Origin of the sequence: Paenibacillus oryzisoli, assembly GCF_001653565.1 — a bacterium.
GTDB classification, from domain to species: Bacteria; Bacillota; Bacilli; order Paenibacillales; family NBRC-103111; genus Paenibacillus_E; species Paenibacillus_E oryzisoli.
Genome location: NZ_LYPB01000093.1, coordinates 18270 through 43328, shown reverse-complemented (window position 1 = coordinate 43328; position 25059 = coordinate 18270). Strand labels below are relative to the sequence as shown.

Sequence of the window (25059 nt, the reverse complement as noted above, 5' to 3'; positions counted from 1 at the left end):
CGAAGGTACTTTATGGATAAGATATGCGCAAGGGTAGGAATTCATCCTCTTAAGTCCGAATTAACAGCGAGTTGGGCCATAAATCATACGGCTAGGAAGAAACCCCAGAAAATTAGTTTGCATCTTGACTAATATAGGGTAGGGGGGTATACTAAAATTAAGATCAGGTTGTTGAACAATTCCAGTTAGCACTACTGAAGTAGTCGGTAACCTTTTACCACATAAGAAAGTATAAGTTTTCGGCTCCCGAAGACAGCTTTCTTATTGGCGATAAAACCTACATATAAACGCGGTCGCTCATCATTGAATGGCCTCGATATAGGTTTTCTCGCAAAGATGAAGTAAATCTAACATATAAAGGAGAATGAACCATGCAAAATGTAACGTTGAAAGTAGCAGGCATGTCCTGTAACCACTGTGTGAATTCTGTTGAGGGAGCTTTGAAAACAATAGGTGCTTCAGGGAAAGTGGACTTAGCGAGCGGAACGGTGAATGTGGAATTTGATGAAAATAAGCTGACGCAAGCTGCGATTAAAGAAGCGATTGAAGAGCAAGGATACGACGTCAACTAAACGGGGTGTAGATCATGGAAACGGCGGATGCTGCAACAAATACAAAGCAAACATCCCTGCAGATCACAGGCATGACATGCGCCGCTTGTGCGAATCGAATTGAAAAAGGTTTGAACAGACTGGACGGGGTCACGGAAGCTAATGTCAACTTCGCGATGGAGCGAGCAACGGTAACTTATGACCCTAGTCGCATCGATGCGGCCAAGATGGAACAAAGCATTCAGAAGTTAGGTTACGATACCGTGAAGGAAGCCGTTGATTTCCAGCTTGAAGGCATGACTTGTGCGGCCTGCGCGCAGCGGATTGAGAAGACTTTAAATAAGTTGCCTGGCGTGAGCGCGGCTACGGTTAATTTGGCGATGGAAACGGCCCATGTCGTGTACAATCCGTCCGAACTTACGGTATCGGATATGCAGAAGCGCGTGGAGAAGATCGGCTACAAAGCTGTCCCTAAGCAAGAGCAGAGCGACCCGGCTGAATATAGGCAGCAAGAGATTAGTAAGCAGAAGCGGAAGCTGCTGCTATCTGCGCTCTTATCACTGCCATTGCTGTGGTCGATGGTTAGCCACTTCTCGTTCACTACTTGGATTTGGATACCCGAATTGTTCATGAACCCATGGTTTCAATTGCTCATGGCAACGCCGGTTCAATTCTATATCGGAAGACAATTCTATGAAGGTGCTTATAAAGCGGTGAGGAATGGCTCTGCCAACATGGATGTACTGGTTGCACTAGGAACGTCAGCCGCTTACTTCTATAGTCTGTATTTGACGATCGACTGGGTTATCGGTGGCGCCGGCATACATCACGGACCTTCTCTGTATTATGAAACGAGTGCTGTGTTGATTACGTTAGTCATCATGGGGAAATTGTTTGAAGCGCTAGCCAAGGGACGGACATCGGAAGCGATTAAGTCTTTGATGGGGCTGCAGGCGAAGACAGCGATGGTCGTTCGTGAAGGTCAAGAGATTCATATACCAATCGACGAAGTTATGACCGGGGATATCGTGCTCGTTCGTCCGGGAGATAAAATACCGGTAGACGGCGAAGTGCTTGAAGGCTCTTCCTCGGTGGATGAATCGATGCTCACAGGAGAAAGTCTGCCGGTTGGCAAGAAGCCCGGTGATGCTGTCATTGGGGCAACGATCAATAAGAATGGCATGCTCCGCATCCAAGCAACGAAGGTCGGCAAAGAAACAGCGCTGGCACAAATTATAAAAGTCGTCGAGGAGGCTCAAGGCTCCAAAGCACCGATTCAGCGGGTGGCCGATGTCATTTCGGGGATTTTCGTCCCTATTGTAGTGGGGATCTCCGTCATCGCTTTCCTAGTCTGGTATTTCTTGGTGACACCGGGCGATTTTGCAGGGGCGTTAGAGAAAGCCATAGCGATCTTAGTCATCGCCTGTCCTTGTGCGCTAGGCTTAGCGACACCGACTTCGATTATGGCGGGATCAGGGCGCTCGGCCGAACTGGGCATTTTGTTCAAAGGCGGCGAGCATCTGGAGAAGACGCATCTCATCGATGTAATCATTTTGGATAAAACAGGAACAGTCACCCAAGGAAAGCCAGCGCTTACCGATGTGTACGCTGAGGGTGACGAAGCGGAATTCCTACGTCTTGTAGGCGCCGCAGAGAGAAACTCGGAGCATCCCCTCGCAGAAGCGATAGCAGCAGGCGTTAGAGAGAAGGGCATTGAACTCCCAGCGACAGAATCTTTCGAAGCCATCCCTGGGTATGGTATTAAAGCCCTTGTGGAAGGAAAAGAGCTGCTCATCGGAACACGACGACTCATGGAGCAATTCGGTGTAGATGTCAAAGCTACTGATGGCGACACGATGTCGAAGCTAGAGGAGTCAGGTAAAACAGCTATGCTTGTTGCCATTAATAAAGGGTACGGGGGTATAGTAGCTGTTGCGGATACCGTCAAAGAAACGTCGCATGCCGCGGTTAGCCGATTGAAAGCTATGGGCATTGAGGTCATCATGATTACCGGCGATAACGAACGGACGGCCAAAGCGATCGCAGCACAAGTGGGTATAGAGCATGTTTTCGCGGAGGTTCTACCCGAAGGCAAAGCGGAAGAAGTGAAAAAACTTCAAGCGCAAGGAAAGAAAGTAGCGATGGTTGGAGATGGTATTAACGATGCACCGGCGCTCGCGACGGCTGACATTGGGATGGCAATCGGAACGGGCACGGATGTAGCGATGGAAGCTGCTGACGTGACGCTGATGCGCGGGGAGTTATCCAGCATACCGGATGCGATCTATATGAGCCGCTTAACGATGCGCAATATCAAACAAAATTTGGTCTGGGCACTCGGTTACAATACGTTAGGGATACCTATTGCTGCGCTTGGCTTATTGGCGCCTTGGGTTGCTGGCTTAGCCATGGCATTAAGCTCGGTTTCCGTTGTTCTTAATGCACTTCGTCTTCAACGTGCCAAGATTCGTAACGAATTGACCTAGATATAGGAGAGAATAGCGTGTGTATATTCAGAAAATAGGGCTGATCACAGCCATGCTCGCCGTACTGTTTCTGAGCGCATGCGGCAGTGTGAGGGAGGCCTCATCGAGCAAGAGTCAGCATGGCAGTCACGAGGCAGCCTCCAGCCCAGCAAGTGCCGATGAACATAGCGGACATGGGGGCGAAATGCCGAAGGCATCCACGAATCTGAAAGCATCATTCACCTTCGGCTCGGTGAGTCTGAAAGCGAAGGAGACGTCGGAATTAACGATCCAAATTACGGATGATACCGGAAAACCCGTCTCTGATTTTCAAGTGAATCATGAGAAATTGCTGCACTTGATTATAGTGAATCACAGTCTCTCGTCTTTTCAACATGTCCATCCTGCTTACCAAGGGGATGGTAAGTTTACGATTAGTACGAGTTTCGACGGTGGCGGTGACTATAAGCTCATCGCCGACTTCATTCCTAGTGGCGGAACGAGCACTACGCTTAGTCAATGGGTGAAAGTCTCTGGTAAAGAGGCCGAACATACCGTGCTCCAAGCCGATGCCAAGCTGCATCAAGAGGTTAGCGGTAAAGCCGTCGAACTTTCCTTGAGCAGTACGAAGGCCAAGGAAGAGGTAACGCTCAGCTTTACAATTCGAGATGCTGTGACGAACAAGGAGATCACGAATCTGCAGCCCTACTTAGGCGCTGTAGGTCATGTTGTGATTCTGTCGGCTGATGCCGAGAAGTACATTCATGTCCATCCCCTTGAGGAGAAGGCGACGGGTCCTGTCGCGAAGTTCGCTACTTCATTTCCAGAAGCGGGCATCTACAAGCTGTGGGGACAGTTCCAGCATAACGGAGAAGTGTTTACAGTGCCTTTCGTCGTTGAGGTGAAATGAGTCCTTATTAGCGCATGAATAAGGGGATGTCCCACTGCCTTATCACATTTAGATGTAAAAACTACAGCTAATGTGCTCGAATTTGAGGTATTTTCGTGAGTAGATGGAAAAGATACAGGTAAATTCTATGAAATTTGATAAGTTGATACAATTAGAAGAATTTAACTTCAGGAAATACAGTTAATCTTCCGAATTCGCTCCATCCGCTTCAAATAGATGGAGAAAATACAATTAAACTATGGGAAGTCGTTTTATTATTTATGAGTCAATACGAAAAAGAGGCGTTTCAATCAGTCTACATGACTATTGAGACAGCCTCTTTTTGTTCAAATATCAGAATTTATAAGTTTTACTTACTAATTATGCTGAATTTCTAGATAAACGCTCCTGTCCTTCAAAGGACGGCGTAGCCGTTTATTTTGATTGTGTCCGTTTAATCAATTTCATCTTCAAAGCCGTCGCATAGTTCGTAAAATGCACGTAATCCCCCTGCATCCACAGAAGAAGAGCTTCATCTTGGGCGTTGCTCCGAGCGAGGACGGGTCTCACGTTATTGCACGAAGAGCCGCTGGTGACGGCAGTGGACACCCACGTTGATCCATGATCGGCCGTAACCCAATGCTCGATTTCGAATATCCCATTGACCGAGCGAGACAGATACACATGGGTCGGGTTGGCATGGTCGAGGATAATACCGCCGGAGTAGAAAGGCTCCCGCTCTACAGCGCCTTGCTCGGTTTGTGGGAACCAGGAGCCGCCGGCTGTTATTTCATGATTCGTCCATGCGTCGCCGTTCCAATAGCTATACCAATAGCGGTGGTCCGTATTGGCGTGAAAGACGACATACACAATGACCGAACGACCGTCAGCGTCTACCGCAATATCCCAGATCCAAGCCTTCGCATCGTGCTGGGTTCCATCGAACACCACATCGGCTTCACGAGGAAGCATAGGCAAGTTGGCTAGTGGTTTAATGGTTGAACCATCCGCATGCTGGAGAGAGCCACCTTGGATGCAAGCGCAGTAGATACTGTTGTGCGGTTCTATATTGGGGTGTCCGTCCGTAAAAGCAAACCAGATGGCATCCTCCCCATTGCTGGCGTATTTGACGTAGGGACGGGCGCCTTCTCCCATGATTAAGGTTTGGGGTTCCGACCATATCCCCTCTGTATCAGGTAAGGAACTGAAATTAGGTTTGAAATTACCGCCACGCCAGAACAAATACTGCTGCTGTTCCTGACGAAGATATATCGGATTGGGATAGGTATAGCCATGCATACCGCTTGTATTCTCTGGCAGTTCTTGCTCAGTGCCAAAGGATGTGATATCCTCTGCCGTTTCCATTTGACGGTAATACATCGTCTTCCCATTATGAGCAGAGTAATAGATAATGGCACGCCCATTGGCAGGGATATACAGCGAGGGATTCGCATGGTCATCCTGCTGTAGACTTGGCTTGATCAGGATGGAATGGACGGACCCGTCACGATGATCGTAGGTACCGATCATGACATGACCCTGCCGCGTTAACCAACCGACATACGTACGATCCTGCTCACCGACAAAGCGGACGGCCCGTGGGTCAGCGAAGAAACACCACGCCCCATCTTCGGTAAAACTCGAATGATTTTCTCCTCGCATAGCCATTCATTTCTCCTTCTTATACGTTTCGTCTCTGTATGCACTCGGACGCGGATATGTGGAAATGTCCAGAATTTCCTACATTTTACCGCATCCTTTAGGAGCTGTGAAGCGCGAATTTGGCGTGTTTTTTCTGGCAGATCGACCAAGAAAGCCTCTTCGTAACCCCCTTATACTGAAAGGTGATTCGAGAGAGGAGGATGCTTCTTATGAAGTATCGGAAATTTGGCAATACCCAGTGGGATATCTCGGAGATCGGTTTCGGGGGTTGGCAGATCGGCGGTGGTGGAGCCTTCGGGCAAGTAGATGACCGTGATTCAGTTAAAACCTTGCTTGCAGCATGGGATCGGGGAATTAATCTCGTAGATACAGCTCAAATGTATGGGAAAGGTCACTCCGAGGAAGTCATCGGCATGGCACTCAAGCAATGGCATCACAATCATATCTATATAGCTTCCAAGGTGCAGCCCGTTCAGTGGCCGCATCCCAATGAGATAGATCCTACGATGACAGGGCGTTATCCCAAAGCGCACATCCGCAAACAGTGTGAAGACAGCTTAACTAGGCTAGGTGTGGATACCATTGATCTGTATCAGCTGCATGGCTGGTTCCCTCAGGGAATGGAAGATCGCGAATGGCATGAGGCGTTGACGGAGCTTCAGAAGGAAGGCAAAATCCGTGAATTCGGCGTATCCATTCGTGATTATCGTCCGCAGGACGGTATTGCACTTGCTGAGGCGGGGCTGATTCAGGCCCAGCAGGTTGTTTATAATATTTTTGAGCAGAGACCTGCGGAGGCACTGTTACCTGCCTGTAAGAAGAATGGCGTGGCTGTTCTTGCTAGAGTTCCCTTTGATGAAGGTTCGCTCATCGGCAACTGGGTACCAGAAACCTACGCTACCTTCGCGCCAGGCGATGTAAGGCTGACGTATTTCAAGGGGGAGCGTTTCTTGCGGACACTGGAGAAGGTGGATGCGATTAAACGAATGATTCGTGAGTACGATGCGACGATGACGCTTGCTGAAGTTGCGCTTCGTTTCTGTCTGTCAGATGAAGCTGTAAGCTGTGTCATTCCGGGAATGCGCAGTGTTCAGGAAGTGGAACTTAATCTCAAGGTTTCTGACGGCAATGTCTTGCCGAAGGAGCTATTGGAGCAATTGAAACCGTTCAATTGGCCACGCAATTATCATAATCCAGATACGGTGGTGGATCCGTTATGAGTGCTTTTGCCAGATTCCATAAGCGCTTGAAGGAGAAAGCAGACGATGTCCGAGCTCGCCCCGTCACTTACGTGGCTTTCGGTGATAGCGTGACCCAAGGATGCATGGAATACGCTGCTATCGAGCACGAGCAAGTCTACCACAATCTGCTTAAGAAGCGAATTGTGCAAAGGTATCCGACGACAATTCTAAATGTCATCAATGCTGGCGTATCGGGAGATACGGCTGTTAAGTCGGAGCCGAGGTGGCAGCCGGATGTGATTGCGTATCAACCGGATCTCGTTACGATTGGCTTCGGCGTGAATGATTGTCATGCGGGGGAGGCGGGGCTTGAGCCATATTTGGAGAAAATGGATGCATTCGTGCGAACTGTGAAGCGAGATACAGAAGCAGATCTCCTAGTGCTTACGCCAAACATGATGATGATGCACGACAACGATACCATTCATGCGAATGATCGAGTTGTCTTACCTCGTTTCTCAGATACATCAGAGAAGGGGTATTTACAGCTGTATACCCATGCTTTGAGGGCATATTTGCAGCAAGAAAAGCTAGCTTATGTGGACATATATGCGCTATTCGAGGCAAGGTTGCTGGAAGGGCAAGCACCTCATGCTAGATTAGCCAATGGCATCAATCACCCCGATCGCGAACTACATGCCCAGATGGCTGAACGGATCGAAGCTCGGATATTTGAAGGACACGAATAACTTCAACAGAAAGTGGGAGAGCCGCATGTTCGAACAGGCGAATTGGATATGGAAGTCGGGAGAACGGAGACCGATTAATGCGCACATCCTTTTTCGGAAAACGTTTACATATGAGGAAGTGGTATGCAATCAAGCGATACTGTCTATCTCTGCGGACACCAAGTTTAGGTTATGGGTAAATGGAACGGAGCTGGGAGAAGGACCTATTCGTTCGACCGCGGATCACTGGTATTACGATGAGTTTGAGATGACTCACTTACTTCTGACTGGAACGAATGTGATTGCCGCGCAAGTCTGGCACTACGGGCATTCTAATTATCAATACATTGAGAATGAAGCGGGACTTATTGCTGAATTATCCTTGTACGGCTCCAACGGTACCCAAGTGATCGGCACAGATGAAACATGGCTTTGTTGCAGGCATGAAGGACATGAAGTCGATGTCGTTAAGCGTAATGTGAATTTGGGTTGGATGGAAATATACGATGCCAATGCGCTGAGCGAACAATGGGTCCTTCCTGTCTACAATGATAGGAGCTGGGTACAGAGTGAAGTCGTTGCTCCTTACGGAGGCGCGCCTTGGGGAGAACTGCATCCCCGAGTTATTGAGCCGTTATCAAGACAGATGGTTAGGCCGAAGCAGATCCTCGCACTGAGTGAAATTATACCCATCCGCCAAGTGATATCCGTTCAAATGCGGGATAATCTGTATCCAGACTCACGGGATGCCAATGCTAAGATATTCAGTGGGTTTTTGGCCGTTAGGCTGGTGGTTGAGGCAGAAACACACGGTCGAATAACATTTGCACATTCCAAGTGGAACGGTGTTCAGGGACGATTCAAGATCGATGACCGCTGGTATGCTCATCAGGACGCGATACAGCTGGCTGCTGGTGATCACCTGTTCTTGATGGAGATTTGCGGCGTGCATAATGATTTGTTCTGCCATATGGAATTCGATTTCGATAGGGAACTGCGGTTCGCTCATCCTAAGGATGTCGAGCAAGATGCCGCCTTCGTAACCATGGGGCCGTTTGAAACAATCGAGTCATATGCGGACGGCTTTCAGCCTGTGTACGGCGGCGTTGAGAAGAGTACGGGTCTGAATCATGAGCATCCGCTGCTGCTGGAAATCGGAGCTTGCTCCACCTTGGAAGCATTCGAGGCGTACCATGAGATGTGGAAGGATGTTCATCCGAGACATGTACTCGTTAACCAAATGATCTATTCATTGATGATGCGTAAACGAGTGGTCAAGCATTATCCCATTACGAACCGTCTGGAGCGAATGCTCCATGACCACCTGCTTCCGACTGAACTTCCTCATACCGTAGAAGGCGGGGATCTCGAAATCGTATTGGACTTCGGAAAAATTTACGTAGGCACCATTGAACTTGAAGTTGATGCACCTCAAGGGACAGTGATCGATGTCTACGGCTTCGAAAACCGTGTCAATGGCGTCAATGCCTATACATCGGGCTGTAATAATGCATTCCGGTATATTTGCCGTGAAGGTAGGCAGGTGTTCAAGAGCTTCACCCGGATGGGCTTCCGGTATGTGATTGTGGCGGTGCGCCAAGCGGATACGCAGATTCGGATCCACCAAATTCAACTGCACCAATCTAGCTATCCGGCTACGGATAAAGCGTTATTCCGCTGCTCAGATCCCCTGTTGAATGACATTTGGGAAATATCCAGGCATACGTCGCACATGTGCATGGAGGATATGTTCGTCGATTGTCCCACCTATGAGCAGGTCTTCTGGGTAGGGGACTGCCGAGTGAGCGCACTGGTGAACTATCAGTTGTTCGGCTCCTATGAGCTTGTCAGGCATTGCTTGGAAATGGTGCCGCGATCGCGGAGTCAAAGTCCGCTTCTGCTTGCCTTGTTCCCTACGGATTGGCAGGCGGCGATTCCGATGTGGACCTTCAGTTGGATTATCGCGTGTAAGGAGTATGTCGACTACAGCGACGATCGTTCCTTCTTCGAGGCCATCTATCCGGAAATCCGGTTAACACTGGAAGCGTACAGGGGATTTCTCAACGGGGATGGACTGTTTGATACGAGCTCTTGGAATATGCTCGATTGGGCGCCAATCGATATTCCCTCTGTTGGCGTCGTTACTGCGCAGCAGGCGCAATTGGCGCAATGCCACCGAATCGCAGCGGAGATGGCGGAATCGCTGGGATTACAAGGCGAAGCGGAGGATCTGCTACAGCGTGCAGAGCAACTGAAGCGAGCCATTGATGAGCATCTATGGAACGAAGAGGCTCAGGTCTACCTGGACGGTATCCACCGTAACGGTAAGCCTTCGACGACGACAAGTCTCCAAACGCATGTGTTACTGTATCTGGCGGATTGCATAGGAGAGCGGCAGGCGGCCATTATCGAACCTCAACTGCTGAATCCACCGAAGGAATGGGTTCAAATCGGTACGCCCTTCTTCTCGTTCTATTTGTTTGAAGTGTGGAAACGTTTCGGTGAACTGGACCGCACTCTGGCGCAGATCAAGACGGATTGGGGTCAAATGATTCGTTATGGGGCTACAACCACGTGGGAAAGCTTTCAAGTATTCCCAAGGAGTCATGCGCATGCCTGGTCGGCTGCTCCGGCTTATGTCCTTGGGAATCAGCTCTTAGGCATTGCGAAAGTAGAAGATGGCTATCGGAAAATTCGAATCGTCCCGCCAGTAACTGAACTGCTCTGGGCAGAAGGGAGCGTTCCGACGGCTTATGGGCGCATCGATGTATCGTGGTCGAAGGAAGCGGGAAAACACGTGATGCACGCAGCTGTTCCGCTAGAAATTCAAATAGAGGCGGTCCAAGATCAGTTCGCCGATTGGGATATTCAGATACATAGGATCGGATAGACTCGAAGGACTCTGCTCAGGCAGGTGCAGTAGTTGCTAGTATTGCTGCGATTAATCCGCCTTCTGACTCTTACGGAATTTCCCAGGTGAGATGCCATGCATTTGTTTAAAAAGTTTATTGAAGAAGCTCAAGTCGTCGAAACCGACTTCTTGGGCAATCTGCAAAATGTTGCTATTCGTAGAAAGCATCAGCTCTTTCGCGATCCGAATGCGAATTTCATTGCGGAATTCAATGAAAGTCTTGCCCATGTAGAGCTTAAATCGAGATGTGAAAGCAGACTGGCTCATTCCGCACATCTGACTTACTTGGGCAAGCGACAGCGGATTGGCATGATGCAGCTCGATAAATTCGGCTACACGTTCAATGATTTTATGCTCAGAAGCAAGCGCTGTCATTGGTTTATGCAGCATTTGATCGTAGCAGCGGCTGAGGAATACGAACATCTCGATGAGCCTGGTCTTCACGAGCAGGCGATAACCGAGCATCTTCTCAGTGTACTCGCTGAGGATGCGGTCAAGCAGCTGCTTCATCTCAATTCGTTGGTGTGGATTCAGCCTGAGATGGGACTGGAAATGGACGGACTGCCGCAGAAACGGCTCCACATAAAAAAAGTCGACGAACGATGTGACGTTGGATAACGTTTGCAGCTCGTGACTCAAGATGGATGGGGCAAACAGAATATTGTACACGATGAGATGTTCATCCACGAAGTAAGCATGCTCGACATCAGGTTCGATGACGAAGACATCCCCTTCTTGAATCAGATATTCCGATCCTGCATAGCTATGGCGACCTGATCCTTCTACCACATACACAAACTCGACGAATTCGTGTGAATGTGGCTTGACGGATTCTTTTTTTCTGAACGTGTACTGTTCGAGATGAAAAGGAAATTCGTAGGCTTCCAAGTAACTTTCATTGTCAAATCGGGTCATCGGACAAGACCTCCGGTAAGGAAGATAAGTGCTTCATTTCTTTTTATCATAGAGGATATTCGGAAAGAAGGGAAGTTGGCAAATCACCTTGAAACTCTGACGGATTCACCAAGTATGCCCCCTCGTACGCATGATAAAGTGAGATTAAAGAACAGATAGTACAAAAGGAGCTGGCTGCCATGACCAACGCGATACAATCGCTTTTAACCGCAGAGCAATGCGCATTTTATCAAGAAAACGGATTCGTACAAGTGGATAATGTTCTGAACGAGCAAGAATTAATTGAGCTTCGCCAATACATGGAAGAAGTGATGATCGAGGACTCGGGAGCGCTTTCATTGCAAACGGATAAAAAAGGCGGCAGCTATTACCGCGTGCTCAACCAGCGTGTTAACGTTTGGCGGGATCATGGCGGCATGCATAAGTATTCCTTCAACCCGCGCTTTGCGCAAATGGCACTTGAGCTTACAGGAGCTAGCGGCATTCGCCTCTTTCACGATCATGCCCTCTGGAAAATGCCAGGCGATTCGAAGCCGACCCCGTGGCACCAAGATTACCCGTATTGGCCGATGACAGAGCAGGGAGCCATGTCGATATGGATCGCACTTGATGACGTGGATGAGTCGAATGGCTGCATGATGTTCGTGCCGAAATCACAAAATGCCGGTAAGCTGAACCATATTGATTTGGCTAACCCTCAGGATTTATTCGAGTTCGTGAAGGGGACCGATTATGAGAATGCGAAACCTGTGAAGGTACCGTTAAAAGCAGGTAGCTGTACATTCCATAATGGACTTACTTTTCACTATGCTCACTCGAATGTAACGGATAAACCGAGGCGTGCGCTAGCGATCATTTATATGCCGGACGGAACGACATTCAGCGGGAAGAAGCATGCGATCACGATGGATTTGAATGTGCAGGAAAACCAACCGCTGGCAGGTCGGATGTTCCCTCTATTGGCCTCTAGAGCATAAGGAGGAAGTCAGCTATGGATAAGGATGATATCACGAGTAAGGAAGATCTGCTTGCTCATCTCGGTGACGATTATGACCGCTATTTGGGAGCCATTGTGCCCCCTATTTTCCAAAATTCACTCTTCACAAGGAAGACGGTTAATCACGGTTATACGTATACGCGCGTTGCCAATCCGACGACGGAGATTGCTGAAATGAAAATTGCAGCGCTCGAAGGTGGGGAGGAAGCACGATGTTTCTCTTCAGGAATGGCGGCTATCAGTGCTGCCTTGTCCTATTATCTCGAGAAAGATAGCCATGTCATATGCCCTCGTGCGGCCTATGTACCTGCGAAAGCCTTCCTAGAAACATACATGAAGAAGTTCGGCTGTGAGGTTACGCTCGTGTCTGGGGAAAGCATCGAGGAATTTGAGCAAGCGATTCGACCGAATACGAAAGTGATTTATTTGGAGAGCCCGCTATCGAACATTTTCTCGCTCCAGGATCTGCAGGCCATCGCTGCGTTGGCGAAATCTTACGGGATTGCGACGATTATTGATAATACATGGGCAACGCCGTTATATCAGAACCCCCTTGCCTATGGTATTGATCTCGTCGTTCATTCCGCATCGAAGTATTTGGGTGGACACAGCGATATTTTGGGTGGAGTCATCGTTGGCAGCAAGCAAATTCTGGAATCCATTACGAATAACGAAAGAAGTTTGTATGGGGCTGTTATGGATCCCCACCAATCCTGGTTGCTCATCCGAAGCCTGCGGACTCTCGCGGTGCGGATGAGGCAGCATGAGGAGAATGGCAAGAAGGTTGCCGCTTTCCTTGAAGGTCATTCTCACGTATCCGCTGTGTACTATCCAGGCTTGCCCAGCCATCCGCAATACGAGCTTGGGTGCAAGCAGATGTCCGGTTACTCTGGATTAATGAGTTTCGTGCCTAAGGGTGACAAAGGGCAGATTATGAAGATGATGAAGGGCTTGCGCTATTTCGAAGAAGGCCCAAGCTGGGGTGGTTTTGAGAGTCTCATTAATTCACCAGGGTTGTGGGTCAACGAGGAGACATCTCTCCTATCAGGAATTCCGATCGGTTTGATGCGCATTTCGGTTGGGCTGGAGCATGTAGATTCAATTATTGAAGATTTGGATCGCGCACTAATCGGAATGACACGATAGGGTCGGCTAGAACCGTCGATGGTTAATTGTACGAAGAATAGAGGGGACGCGAGTTAACGTGAGTTATGTTCTGGATTGGCAGGCTGTTCAAGAGAAAATTCGGAGGGAAGCTTGGGCGAAGACGGTGTATGACAACCTTCTTGAGACCACGGAGTGGTGGGTTAATCATTACGCCGATGATCCAGGGAGAATTACGGGATGGGGGCACAACTATTTCTGCGAAGCTTGCGGAAGCAGGATTGATTTCGAGCGGGAAGCCCCTCATGCGAATATCTGTCAAAGCTGTGGCCATGCCAATAAGGGAGCGCGCTTTGATCAAGCATGGAATTATTTGTACCGGGATGAAGCGCATAAGCATGTTTTTTACGCAGGCGTGTTGTATCGGCTCACAGGCGACGTAAGGTATCCGGCCTACATCCGTAGGGTACTGTCATTTTATTGCGATCATTATGAGGAGCTCCAAGTAGATGTTCCCGCCGGTTATGTTGGTAAAATAGCGGGTATTAATCTCTGCGATGCAGTTGGTATGATTTGGCTGCTGCAGGGAATGGAGCTAATCAAGGAGACGTTAAGCACAGATGAATTGTGGCGCTACAAAAGTCGTTTATTCGATCCCCAAGTAGAGCTGCTGGAAAAACTCTGTACGAATATTCACAACATTACGTGTTGGATGAAGGCGGCCGTGGGCATGACGGGGATGTTCTTCGGTGACAACAGTTACGTGGAGAGAGCCTTGGAGGGGCCATTCGGCTTGCTGGAGCAATTGCAGCAAGGCGTAACAGCGGAAGGATTCTGGTACGAAGGTTCATTCCACTATCATTTCTATTGCGTAGAACCGTTCACTTACTTCCTACTGTTCGCTCGTATTTATAATGTAGCATGCAATGGGATGGAAGAAATCGTTAAACGGATGTATGTGTTCCCGGCTGAGCTTGCGTTTGATAACGGTGTTTTCCCCAATCCGAATGACGGCTGGCCGAATATCGCTCTGACTCACTATGCAGGTCAGTATGAGTATGCGAATCAATTGTTTCCTGATGAAGCCTTCGAGTACGCGCTTTCCAGATCTTACGAGACCTATTACCGGCCAACTATGGCTTATGGAGGGATGATCGAGAATTCACCCCAAGGGTGGGTTCAGCGTCTCCTCTTCGGCAAAGGGAAGTATGCGGGGGAAGAGATGATCCGCATAACCAAGAATTATCCGACTTCTCAAATCTGCTCGTTACGCGCGGGGAAAACGGCCTTATTTATGAAATATGGACTGAATACGCGGAGCCATGCGCACCCGGACGTCATGAATATTGAACTATTCGATGCGGATTGCCTATGGTCCCACGATATTTCTTCCAACGGCTATGGCTCTTTCTTATTCCTAGAGTGGCAGCGGAAGACAATTGCTCATAATACGGTCATCGTCGATGGTGTCGACCAGGTCTATGTGGAACGGGGAGTTGTGGAACAATTCGAACCGGAGAGAAACCGGATTCGTGCCCAAGCCAAGGACGTATATCCGGGTGTCGATTATATGCGCGATATTCAGCTGCAAGAAGGATGCCTCTCGGATACGTTTGAGGTCATTAGCGCAGACGAACATCAGACAGACTGGCTGTTTCACTGTCAGGGAGAGATGGAGACAGCGTTCGAAACGCAGCCATGTGCACCCATTGGGAGTGAGTTCGGCTACCAGCACTTGATGAATCTACGTGTAGGCTCGACAGATGATAGCTGGTCGATACGCTGGGTTATGGCAGAACGCACGTTAACGCTTCGAATGGAAGGATGCGTAGGTACTGAGATTTATGTATTCGAGGGCTACGAAGATACAACGGCTAAGAAGCGAGCTGGGGTTTTGGTGAGAAGGCGTGGGCGTGGTGCCGTATACCGAGCCCTTTATACGATAGAGTAAACGAAAGTCATTTCTTCTTATGGAGGGGAATCATCAATGGCGAAGAGAATTGAAGTGGACGTAACGGATTACAGCTTCCTTGAAGCTGCATCCTCCTATAAAGGCTCACTGCTGCGGCCGATAGATACCGCAAAGCTACTGAAGATGTGCTTCTGGTTAGAGTTCGAGCTGTCTCGCATGACGATGGGGTGGGTCTCTTCTGTGCCTGATTGGGAACTAAAAGGGGAACTTGTGCGAATGTCGTACCTGCACACGCAGCATATGATCCATTTGCGTGAACGGATTAGCGAGTTGCCTGGAGCGGATATCAATGATAAAGCATGGACGCCGAGCAGTCTTCAAGAAGCTTGCCAGCGTATTACGCAAGCGGCAGGGCTGATTGAATTTGCTGCGGGCTATAAGTTCATCGTCCAGAAGCTTTATGAGCAGTATACCGCATTTCATGAAACGCTGGATCCAATTCTTGACGGACCGACATTTGATAAACTGCGATATATCGAGCTGGATAAGGAGCAGATGATTTCCTGGGGCATTCCTTATGTGAAATTTGCTTATGTGGAAGATGCGCAGAAGCGTGATGCGTATCAGACTTGGCTGGTTTATATTGATCACGTATGGAAGGTGCTTGAGAAGTCATCGTCGGGAAAAGGAATTGATTGGCCTGACCATCCAGTTCTGGAGCCGGCGGGCCCGATCCCACTGAAGCCTGCTAACGATCCGAAATATCCGCATGTCGATCTAACTAAATATAAAAGCGCGATGTTCGACCCGAAATCGCCCACATACGATAGCTTGAAACATATGATCTTCATCAATGCCAGTGAAATGTCGGCTGTAGAAAGCCTAACCTATCTGTACTATGGCGTACAGAAAATGCCAGTAGATTTCTACTTTGATGTTGCACGGCATACCTGGGATGAGGTTCGCCACAGTCAGATGGGCGTTCGCCGATTGAATCAGATGGGCTATCGCACGGAGGATTTCTCTTGGCATCCGTCCACAGCGCCGACACCGGAAACAATGAAGCAAGTGTTTCCAGAGTTCTATTCCAGTCTGACCATGGTCATGGAGCCCTGTTCCTTTATCAAGAAGCGGAAGTCGATAACTGCTTTCATGAAGCACGGTGATCCCTTATCTTCCATCCAATCCGAATATGATATTGCGGATGAGCGCCTCCATGTAGGGTTTGGGCAGAAATGGGGCGCAAAGCTATTCGAGCATATGGATGATTTCATATCTGCCCAGAATGCCGCTGAAACCGTTAAACAGATGCATCTGCGCAAAATGGGCTACAGCCAGGAAGAGATTAATAAAGTGCTGCACAGTTTTCCAGAGTTTTGCGGATTTGCAACGATGGAACTTAATTACGATAAGTACTAATGAACCTAATCCATAGCCGATTACTGTGGAAAGGTTTATAATGCTAACAATCAGTGCGTGAGCTGGCGGCTCACGCACTTGCCATTCCATCCGAATGCAGGTGAAGGATTTGTCTAATGTCATTTCCAAATTTCTGAGTTTGAAGCTGCGTACGAAGTTTCTGCTGTCCTTTACAGTGATCATCTTATTAACCGTGCTGATGATTAGCATCGTTAATTACTATGTATCTGTCCGTGTAATTAAACAGAATACGTCCGTTTTCTCTCAATATTTAATTGAACAAATCGGGATTAACCTCGAGAAACGGACTAAGGATATTGAGGAGCATGTCTTTCAACAGTTCCGTAATTCCACGCTTAATACGACGCTGGGTATTTCGGAGGATGCAAGTGAATTAGATTTGTATATGAAAAATAAGGTAATTAGTGAATTCATGAAAGATTTAGTGTTCTCCAAAGAGGACTACTTGTCGGTCATGGTTATCGATACGGGGGGCAACCCATTCGGATTCGAACGCAGTGCAACCCAAAATTATAATAAACAATTGGTGGATCTGGATGTGGAGAGAATTAAAGATCAGCGTGGCCGCACTTCCTGGGTTCCAGGAAAGAGCAACGTTATCTTCATGGAGAAGGCCGTATATGACGTTACATCTAGCCGTTACGTGGGTATCATTATCGTCGGTGTCGACATTAATCTAATCGGCAGTATCTACACCAATGTGGACGAACTGACGAAGGGAAACATCGTCATCTTGAACGAGGAACTCGAGCCGCTGTTGTACGATAGGCTTGTTTCGGAGCCGACCCGCTATTTCATTGAAAATAAGATGTACGCTGGCAAGCCTAGTCTCAATCATGGTTTTCAATTTGAAGGGCAAACGTACATTTCTACTATAATTTCAACACCTTATGATAAGTGGATGATTATCCAAGTCATCGCTGTTAACGAATTAACACGCGGCACAGAAGTCATCAAATTGTGGACATTAAGCACCATTCTTGTCTCACTATGCCTAGCATTCATTTTAGCGGTCATCATTTCTAGCAACATTACAGGAAACGTCCGACTCCTACTCCAAAGTATGACGCACTTCTCGGTAGATTTCACCCATAAGGTCATCGTTCCTAGAAGCAGAGATGAGGTAGGGCTGCTTGCGGAGAAATTCAATTCAATGGCTACGAAGATCAGCGAGTTAATTCACACTGTCTACGAGGAGAAACTACTGAAGCAGAAAGCGGAGTATCGCACGCTGCAATTCGAATACAAAGCGCTGCAAGCCCAGATTGATCCGCATTTTCTATACAATACTCTGGAGTCGATCCATAGTTTAGCCAAGCTGCGTGGTGATGAACAAGTTAGTGAAATGATCTACCTTCTCGGTAAATTGCTCAGAGAGAGCATCAGCAAGAAGGGGGATATTATTTACCTGCAGGAAGAAGTGGACTTTATTCGAAGTTATTTATCGATTCATCAAATTATTTATGGCAATCGAATAGAGGTTAATTACTATTTTGACAGCAGCTTGATGGCCTTTAGGGTTCCTAAATTCATTCTGCAGCCGCTCGTAGAAAACTCGATTAAGCATGGCATTGAAGAGAAAGTAGGCAAAGGGATTGTGAGTATCGGCTCATGGATCAAGGAAGACGTTCTATATCTCGAAGTGTCCGATAATGGTGTAGGCATCGATGAGGAAACGAAGGAGCACTTGCTCAATCCACCAGAGCATTCAAAGCTGAAACAGAAGGATAAGCATACAAACGTCGGGATCATCAGTGTGCACAAGCGGATTCAAATCTTGTTTGGAGACGAATACGGTTTAACTATTATGAGTGAAAGGGATCAGGGGACAACGATTCGGATACGTCTGCCAATCCTAACGGAGGAGAGTCCCAAATGACATACAAAGTAGTGGTCATAGACGATAAGCCGCTGATCCGGCAAGCTATTGTGCAAACGATCGCCTGGGATAAGCTGAATTGCACCGTAGTCGGTCAAGCGGAGGACGGAATTGAAGGCAAGCGTTTAGTCATGGAGCTGCAGCCAGATATTCTGGTAACGGATATCAAAATGCCTGGCTTAAGCGGGCTCGATCTTGCTGAAGAAATGAGTGCGAATTATCCAATGGCGAAGACGATTCTAATTACCGGCTACCAAGATTTTGAATATGCGAAAAGAGCTGTTCGCCTCGGGGTATTCGATTTTATCGTCAAACCCATCAATTACGAAGAGTTAAGCCAGGTGATCGGGAGTGCTGTATCTGAAATTGATTCCAAGCGCAGGGAGAATGAGCAGACGGTCAAGATTACGTCAGCTTACGTCGAGTTGGAGAAGCAACATAGCGATTCCATCCCGTCGCTCAGAAGCAAGCTGATCGGTGATTTAATGACAGGAACAGGCGATAGGCAAGAACAAGTGAAGAAGCTTGAAATTCTGTATAGCCGATTCGTTGTGCAAATTGTTCGTACCGCAGATCTAGGGGGCCAGTCTGGTGCAGCGAACACAGTCAAGCTTAAGCAGCAGATGCAGCTCCGCCTAACTGAACATGCACATGGTCTAACTGCCAAACGTGATTTTTATGTGATTGAGTCGCTGCGGAATCATGATCTTATATTTGTCTGTCTATTTCCTAAGGTACTCTCGCAGAGAGAGTTCAGAATGAAGCTGCAGAGCTTCTGCAATGCGTTCATAGATGTGGCGAAAATGAAGGAGGAAGTCTCCTGTCATATTGCGGTCAGTTCCGTGTATAAATCACTGCTTGAGCTGCCGGATGCTTTCCGGGAAGCTTCTCAGATTATGGATTCAAGCTTTTTCCGGATGGAGGAAAGTGTGTTATTCCCCGATCAGGGCCAGCAAGAAAAGGAACTGGGAAAATTCTCGATTATTCAAGATTTGGAGCAATTCAATCAAATGTTGGAGGACAAATCCAGCGAAGATGTGATAGCTTATTTGGAGCGTTTTCTGAAACAAATTACCGCCTATAGCGAAGGGAATATCCTTGTCGTGAAAGGTTTGCTCTCCGAAGTATGTCTTGCAGTGGCACGCTACTATTTCCGTATAACTGGCGATGAGTTTGGCCTTGGCAAGAGTGTCGACCAAATTCTAGAGGATGTATATCGCCTGACGAGTATGAAGGAAGCGTCTACCTACCTGACAACGTTTATTGGGACGATCAAAAAGAAGCTTGAAGGCGGGGAGAAAGTCTACAGCCTTGTCGTAAAGAAGGTCATCGATTACATTAACACCCATATTGCTGACACCATCAATTTGACGTCAACCGCGGAGCATTTCGGTTTGAGCTCGAGTTATCTTAGCAGGTTGTTGCGAACAGAAACGGGTATTAATTTCGTGGATTTGGTATCGAAGGCTCGCATAGAGACCGCGAAGCGTCTGCTCATGGATCCCAAGAATAAGGTGAATGAAGTAGGCGAAATGGTAGGGTATAAGGAATACGCCTATTTCTATCAGGTTTTCAAGAGGCTTGAAGGTCAATCGCCTAAAGAATATAAGAACAGAGGTAAAGAAATCTAATAAAAGGGTAAGATTCTCGTATGTAAACTGCTGGGCATGTGCGTTACATTAGGGGTATAAGCACTTTATAGTGCGTATCTGGAGGTGCTTACCGTGATGATCACGCAGTTACAGCGGCAAGAGATAGAGATCATGATTCATAAAGTCATTAGTGGTATGAAAAATCTGGAGGCAACGATCCAGGAAGATACGCCTGTCAGCATCATTACGATGGATAAATGGGACTGGTCTCAAGGCGTGGGCTTGTTCTCCCTCTATTTATATTACAAGGAAACCCAGAGTCGGGATGTGTTTACATATTTAACCGATTGGTTCGACAGCCGGATTCGCGAGGGGCTGCCACCGAAGAACGTCAATACGATGTGTCCGCTGCTTACACTAAGCTACTTGTACGAGGAAACACATAATTCGGAATATTTGCGGATATGCGAAGAGTGGGCAAGTTATGCGGCAGATGAAATGCCTCGAACGCTTGAGTTCGGGATCACGCACGAGACGATCGATAATGCGAACGAGGGTGAGTTGTGGGACGACACGCTCTACATGACGGCGCTGTTCATGGGCAGGATGGGTATTGTACTGGCCAAAGATCACTACGTACAAGAAAGTATCCGTCAGTTCCTCGTCCATCTCAAGTATTTGACGGATAAGAAAACAGGGTTATTCTTTCATGGTTGGAGTTTCATGGAGGGGCACAATTTCGCGGAAGCGCTCTGGGGGCGCGGTAATGCATGGTACACGGCAGGACTGGTCGATTACTTAGACATCGTCAAGATACCGCTAGGTGTAGAAGTATTCCTGCTTTCTTCGCTAGAGCGTCAGATTCATAAACTGACTGAGCTGCAAAGACCGAGCGGGATGTGGACGACATTGCTGAATGATCCGACATCTTACGAGGAAACCTCAGCAACTGCGGGCTTTGCGTACGGAATTCTGAAAGCGGTTCGCAAAGGCTATATCAGCGAAGTCTACAAAGAAGTCGGGCTGAAAGCACTGCAAGCCGTCATGAATAAGGTTGATGGGCAAGGAGCCGTTCACGGCGTATCTTACGGAACGCGCATGGGGCGTACGCTGCAGTTCTATCGAGACATCCCCCTATGCCCAATGCCTTACGGGCAGTCCATGACGCTGCTGATGTTGGTAGAAAGTCTTCATCATGTCGACTAACACAGTTGGAAGTGAGTGTGGAAAGGTGGGAGATGTATCTATGATAATTGGGAATGAAATCCACAAATATCGGGATGAGATCACGACTGGTATCTCTGAGCTCGTACAAATAAGAAGTATCATGGCTGACCCGGAACCAGGAAAGCCGTTCGGAGCTGGCGTCGATCGTGCTCTGCAACATATGCTCCGTCTAGCTGAGTCGTTAGGGTTCGAAGTGACCAATGTCGACGGGTATGCGGGCCATGCCGAATACGGCCAAGGGGAAGAAATTGCTGCAGTGCTTGTTCATCTGGATACCGTAGAAGAAGGAGAAGGATGGACTGTCTCGCCGTTCGCTGGGCTTATCGAGAACGGCAAGATTATCGGAAGAGGTGCGTCCGATAACAAAGGACCAGCTGTAGTAGCTTTGTATGCACTAAAAACATTGATGGATATAGGAATTACCGGCAATCGCCGTCTCCGAGTGATCTTTGGGACGAACGAGGAAAGTGGCATGAGGGACCTCGACTACTATTTCGAGCGAGAGCAGCTCCCAGTTATGGCATTTGCGCCTGATGCTGGTTATCCTATTTTTAATGTGGAAATGGGCAGCATGAACGTAGTGCTCTCGAGTGAACAAGAGGCTTCTTCCACGAGACCGAAACCGCAGTTGACGATCTTGTCTCTGAAGGGTGGCAACATGCTCACGCTGATTCCACAGATCTGCACGGCTTCGCTTTCGCTGGCCCTTCTCACCGATAGTCAGGTGGCATACTTTCATGATGCGGTTAATCTTCAGGAAAATCTGTCGTTCACATACGACGAAGACGGCAATTTGCTGTTAACAGCGGGAAGTGAGTTTCTGGCAGACAGTCCGACAGGATCGCGCAATGCTATCGCGAATATGGTTGCTTTCCTCTGTGCGCAAGAACTAACGACCAATTGGGATCCGTTCTTACATTTCCTTAATGAGAAAATTGGCGCGGAGAGAAGTGGACAATCGCTCGGTATTGCTTGTAGTGATAGCGAATCAGGCGCGTTAATCGTATATTTACGCACCATTTCCTGTGATCTCCATCGAGCGGAATCACTAAGCAATATTCGGTATCCAGTCAGCCATGACGGTGCTGGTATATTAGCTACAGTTGACGGCCTTGCCGGCAAGCATGGCATCCACATCGAACTGACGCGGCACCTGCTTCCGGTATATGTGCCAGAGACCCACCCCGTTATTGTCCGGTTAAGCCGTGCGTACAAGAAAATGACGGGAGACGAAGCCGTACTGCTGCGTATGGGCGCTGGTACTTATGCCCGCAAATTGCGGAACAACGGTGTCGCATTTGGCGCGGGGCTGCCTGGTGGCGTTGATACCCATGTTCATCAAGCAGATGAGTTCGTCTACATTGACGATATGATGAAGCATGCCGAAATCTGCTTACAGGGCATGTATGAGTTATTGGTGGATGAATTGATGACTGAAAGCTAGATAGATCAAGATGGAAGTAAAGAAAACTAATAAAAAGTAAAATTTCTAGCATGTCAATCGTTTTCACAAGGAAGTACACTTGCAACATACCTAGAAGAATAGGGTGGGAAGTGAAATTTTAGCAGTGTAGAAAACGCTTTCAGTTAAGGGGTTAGTAAGTGAAGAAAGGAGCAATGGTATGGAAGTACAATCTCAGAAACACCAGATAATTGCACAGACGGGCAGTAAACGAAGAAGCGCCTTTACCAAAGAACTGTTCAAAAATTACGATTTGTACTTACTGCTTGTCCCAGGCATTATCTTTTTCTTTGTATTTTGTTATGTTCCGATGCTAGGGCTTGTTGTAGCTTTTAAAGATTATAACATCTTCAAAGGGATCCTAGATTCAGATTGGGTAGGGCTCCATCATTTCAAGGAAATGCTGCAGATTCAGGATTTCTATCGCATCGTCCGCAATACCCTGCTACTTAATGTTCTAGGTCTTATTGTGGGATTCCCAGCACCGATTATTTTGGCCTTAATGTTGAATGAAATCAGAGCGAAATATTTCAAGAAAATATCGCAATCGCTCCTGTATTTGCCACACTTTATGTCATGGGTTATCATGGGCGGGATTATTTATAATCTGCTTTCCCCGAAATACGGAATCGTTAATAGTGTGATGAGGTTCATTGGGATGGAAGAGATCTATTTCATGATCGAGGAGACCTGGTGGGTCATCATCTACACATTGTCCAGTGTATGGGCAGGAGCGGGCTGGGGAACGATTATTTATCTTGCGGCGATGACGATGATCGATCCTTCTTTGTACGAAGCAGCAGTCATGGATGGCGCAGGCCGATGGAAGAAAATCGTACATATTACATTGCCAGGAATTATGCCAACGGTTATTATCCTGTTGATTCTCAATATCGGTCACATGGTATCCATCGGTTTTGAGCATCCTTTTGCCTTACAGAATCCTGTTGTTACAAGTATTTCAGAGGTTATTAGCACATACGTGTACTCTTCTGGGATTAAACAGGGACAATTCGGAATAACAACAGCCATTGGGATGTCGCAATCCATCATTAATCTTATTCTTGTGCTTGGTGCGAATTATTTCGCTAAGCGTCTGGGTAAGGAAGGACTTTGGTAAAATTCGAAGGAGTAGGAGAGTAGAGATATGGCGGCTACTGCACACAAACATGGAAATAGACGCAGCTTATTCGGTAAGTACTCGGGATGGGATGTAAGTTTTAACATCGTTAACTATACCTTGCTAATTCTATTCACTTTCATATGTATATTTCCTTTCATTAATACGGTAGCGAATGCTTTCAGCTCCAGCCATGCCATACAGACAGGGAAAGTCGTGCTGTGGCCTGTGGAGTTTCAGTTGGATGCGATGAAATCGGTCGTCACAGATTCCAATATCATTAGATCGCTAGGGGTAACCATCTATATTACCGTAGTCGGTACTGCACTTAACATGCTGTTCTCGATTACAACGGCGTATCCCCTTTCGCGGAAAGACTTGAAGGGACGCAAGTATTTCATGAATTTCATGATTGTGACCATGGTTTTCAGCGGCGGTATGATTCCCAGCTACTTGTTGATCAAGTCACTTGGGCTATTGAATAGCTTATGGGCGTTAATGCTTCCAGGTTTAATCAGCGCTTTTAACGTCATTATCATGAAAACCTTTTTTCAAGATCTTCCTGAGGAACTACGCGAGGCGGCAGTCATGGATGGCTGTGGGAACTTGCGCTACTTAGCACAGGTCGTACTTCCCCTATCCGGTGCCGTGTTAGCGACGATAAGTTTGTTTTATGCAGTCGGTCATTGGAACTCCTATTTTGCAGCTGTCTTGTACATCGACGATTCGGCGCTCTATACGTTACAGGTGAAACTGAGGAATATTTTGCTGCTTGCGCAGATGGATACTTCGTTAGAAACCATGCAGTCATTGGATAATCTCAACGTGATTGAAGAGTCTCTGAAAGGAGCTACCATCGTCTTCGCAACAGTTCCGATTCTGATCGTATATCCTTTCTTGCAAAAGTATTTTGTTAAGGGGTCCTTCCTTGGATCAGTGAAGGGATAAAGCGGATGTGTTAATAACAAAAAAACTACTAAAATGTCAAAATTACCGAATAGAATCACAGGCCTAAAGGGCCTAT

Annotated in this window: 18 protein-coding genes; 16 read left to right on the top strand and 2 right to left on the bottom strand. The window is 47.6% G+C overall.

Annotated elements, in window-relative coordinates; all coding sequences use genetic code 11:
• Positions 1-371 precede the first annotated feature (371 nt).
• From A8708_RS33225 to A8708_RS33215, 3 genes are read left to right on the top strand one after another with little or no spacing between them, the layout of a single operon-like run.
• A complete protein-coding gene (locus A8708_RS33225) occupies positions 372-572 on the top strand; it encodes a copper ion binding protein (protein ID WP_068671155.1) in 201 nt (66 codons plus the stop codon).
• A 14-nt stretch (positions 573-586) separates the two neighbouring features.
• On the top strand, positions 587-3037 hold the full coding sequence (locus A8708_RS33220; RefSeq protein ID WP_068671153.1) for a heavy metal translocating P-type ATPase: 2451 nt from the start codon (positions 587-589) through the stop codon (positions 3035-3037).
• Positions 3038-3056: 19 nt separating this feature from the next.
• Positions 3057-3926, top strand: a complete 870-nt coding sequence (locus tag A8708_RS33215; protein ID WP_239696925.1) for a hypothetical protein — start codon at positions 3057-3059, stop codon at positions 3924-3926.
• A 414-nt stretch (positions 3927-4340) separates the two neighbouring features.
• On the opposite strand, the gene A8708_RS33210 is transcribed toward A8708_RS33215, so the two are convergent.
• Positions 4341-5573: a BNR-4 repeat-containing protein gene (locus A8708_RS33210; protein WP_082927970.1), complete on the bottom strand. Its 1233-nt coding sequence runs from the start codon at positions 5571-5573 to the stop codon at positions 4341-4343.
• Positions 5574-5776: 203 nt separating this feature from the next.
• Here A8708_RS33210 and A8708_RS33205 point away from each other — a divergent pair, with 203 nt between their 5' ends.
• The 3 genes from A8708_RS33205 to A8708_RS33195 are packed head-to-tail and all read left to right on the top strand — an operon-like array spanning position 5777 to position 10366.
• Positions 5777-6787: an aldo/keto reductase gene (locus A8708_RS33205; protein WP_068671151.1), complete on the top strand. Its 1011-nt coding sequence runs from the start codon at positions 5777-5779 to the stop codon at positions 6785-6787.
• Positions 6784-7497, top strand: a complete 714-nt coding sequence (locus tag A8708_RS33200; protein ID WP_068671149.1) for an SGNH/GDSL hydrolase family protein — start codon at positions 6784-6786, stop codon at positions 7495-7497. The genes A8708_RS33205 and A8708_RS33200 overlap by 4 nt, the downstream gene beginning before the upstream one ends.
• Complete coding sequence (locus tag A8708_RS33195; RefSeq protein ID WP_082927969.1) at positions 7415-10366, top strand: family 78 glycoside hydrolase catalytic domain; 2952 nt, start codon at positions 7415-7417, stop codon at positions 10364-10366. The genes A8708_RS33200 and A8708_RS33195 overlap by 83 nt, the downstream gene beginning before the upstream one ends.
• A 51-nt stretch (positions 10367-10417) precedes the next feature.
• Here A8708_RS33195 and A8708_RS33190 read toward each other — a convergent pair whose 3' ends face one another.
• On the bottom strand, positions 10418-11302 hold the full coding sequence (locus A8708_RS33190; RefSeq protein WP_068671145.1) for an AraC family transcriptional regulator: 885 nt from the start codon (positions 11300-11302) through the stop codon (positions 10418-10420).
• Positions 11303-11481: 179 nt separating this feature from the next.
• Between A8708_RS33190 and A8708_RS33185 the strand changes: the two genes are divergently transcribed.
• The 10 genes from A8708_RS33185 (at position 11482) to A8708_RS33140 (ending at position 24983) form a co-directional block, all read left to right on the top strand.
• The gene (locus A8708_RS33185) at positions 11482-12279 is read left to right on the top strand and encodes a phytanoyl-CoA dioxygenase family protein (protein WP_068671144.1); all 798 of its coding nucleotides are present in this window, start codon (positions 11482-11484) and stop codon (positions 12277-12279) included.
• 14 nt (positions 12280-12293) lie between these two features.
• Entirely contained in the window at positions 12294-13445 is a 1152-nt protein-coding gene (locus A8708_RS33180; RefSeq protein ID WP_082927968.1) for a trans-sulfuration enzyme family protein, read from the top strand.
• 58 nt (positions 13446-13503) lie between these two features.
• On the top strand, positions 13504-15354 hold the full coding sequence (locus A8708_RS33175; RefSeq protein ID WP_068671142.1) for a heparinase II/III domain-containing protein: 1851 nt from the start codon (positions 13504-13506) through the stop codon (positions 15352-15354).
• A 36-nt stretch (positions 15355-15390) separates the two neighbouring features.
• Complete coding sequence (locus tag A8708_RS33170; RefSeq protein WP_068671140.1) at positions 15391-16734, top strand: DUF455 family protein; 1344 nt, start codon at positions 15391-15393, stop codon at positions 16732-16734.
• 94 nt (positions 16735-16828) lie between these two features.
• Positions 16829-18634 carry a sensor histidine kinase gene (locus A8708_RS33165; RefSeq protein WP_082927967.1) on the top strand — a complete coding sequence of 602 codons (1806 nt, stop codon included), beginning with the start codon at positions 16829-16831 and terminating at the stop codon, positions 18632-18634.
• On the top strand, positions 18631-20265 hold the full coding sequence (locus A8708_RS33160; protein ID WP_068671136.1) for a response regulator transcription factor: 1635 nt from the start codon (positions 18631-18633) through the stop codon (positions 20263-20265). The genes A8708_RS33165 and A8708_RS33160 overlap by 4 nt, the downstream gene beginning before the upstream one ends.
• A 96-nt stretch (positions 20266-20361) precedes the next feature.
• A complete protein-coding gene (gene bglB, locus A8708_RS33155; RefSeq protein WP_068671133.1) occupies positions 20362-21432 on the top strand; it encodes a beta-galactosidase BglB in 1071 nt (356 codons plus the stop codon).
• Positions 21433-21472: 40 nt separating this feature from the next.
• Positions 21473-22897, top strand: coding sequence for a Sapep family Mn(2+)-dependent dipeptidase (locus A8708_RS33150; protein WP_068671131.1), 1425 nt, complete (start codon positions 21473-21475; stop codon positions 22895-22897).
• Positions 22898-23075: 178 nt separating this feature from the next.
• Positions 23076-24035 (top strand): ABC transporter permease, encoded by a 960-nt coding sequence (locus tag A8708_RS33145; RefSeq protein WP_068671129.1) that lies wholly within the window; start codon positions 23076-23078, stop codon positions 24033-24035.
• A gap of 27 nt (positions 24036-24062) precedes the next feature.
• On the top strand, positions 24063-24983 hold the full coding sequence (locus tag A8708_RS33140; RefSeq protein WP_082927965.1) for a carbohydrate ABC transporter permease: 921 nt from the start codon (positions 24063-24065) through the stop codon (positions 24981-24983).
• Positions 24984-25059: the final 76 nt, after the last annotated feature.

Bases quoted from the DNA above. Each gene is read 5' to 3' on its own strand.
- A8708_RS33225 (WP_068671155.1), top strand. From the start codon at position 372: ATGCAAAATGTAACGTTGAAAGTAGCAGGCATGTCCTGTAACCACTGT.
- A8708_RS33220 (WP_068671153.1), top strand. From the start codon at position 587: ATGGAAACGGCGGATGCTGCAACAAATACAAAGCAAACATCCCTGCAG.
- A8708_RS33210 (WP_082927970.1), bottom strand. From the start codon at position 5,573: ATGGCTATGCGAGGAGAAAATCATTCGAGTTTTACCGAAGATGGGGCG.
- A8708_RS33205 (WP_068671151.1), top strand. From the start codon at position 5,777: ATGAAGTATCGGAAATTTGGCAATACCCAGTGGGATATCTCGGAGATC.
- A8708_RS33200 (WP_068671149.1), top strand. From the start codon at position 6,784: ATGAGTGCTTTTGCCAGATTCCATAAGCGCTTGAAGGAGAAAGCAGAC.
- A8708_RS33195 (WP_082927969.1), top strand. From the start codon at position 7,415: ATGGCATCAATCACCCCGATCGCGAACTACATGCCCAGATGGCTGAAC.
- A8708_RS33190 (WP_068671145.1), bottom strand. From the start codon at position 11,302: ATGACCCGATTTGACAATGAAAGTTACTTGGAAGCCTACGAATTTCCT.
- A8708_RS33185 (WP_068671144.1), top strand. From the start codon at position 11,482: ATGACCAACGCGATACAATCGCTTTTAACCGCAGAGCAATGCGCATTT.
- A8708_RS33180 (WP_082927968.1), top strand. From the start codon at position 12,294: ATGGATAAGGATGATATCACGAGTAAGGAAGATCTGCTTGCTCATCTC.
- A8708_RS33170 (WP_068671140.1), top strand. From the start codon at position 15,391: ATGGCGAAGAGAATTGAAGTGGACGTAACGGATTACAGCTTCCTTGAA.
- A8708_RS33165 (WP_082927967.1), top strand. From the start codon at position 16,829: ATGCAGGTGAAGGATTTGTCTAATGTCATTTCCAAATTTCTGAGTTTG.
- A8708_RS33160 (WP_068671136.1), top strand. From the start codon at position 18,631: ATGACATACAAAGTAGTGGTCATAGACGATAAGCCGCTGATCCGGCAA.
- bglB (WP_068671133.1), top strand. From the start codon at position 20,362: ATGATCACGCAGTTACAGCGGCAAGAGATAGAGATCATGATTCATAAA.
- A8708_RS33150 (WP_068671131.1), top strand. From the start codon at position 21,473: ATGATAATTGGGAATGAAATCCACAAATATCGGGATGAGATCACGACT.
- A8708_RS33145 (WP_068671129.1), top strand. From the start codon at position 23,076: ATGGAAGTACAATCTCAGAAACACCAGATAATTGCACAGACGGGCAGT.
- A8708_RS33140 (WP_082927965.1), top strand. From the start codon at position 24,063: ATGGCGGCTACTGCACACAAACATGGAAATAGACGCAGCTTATTCGGT.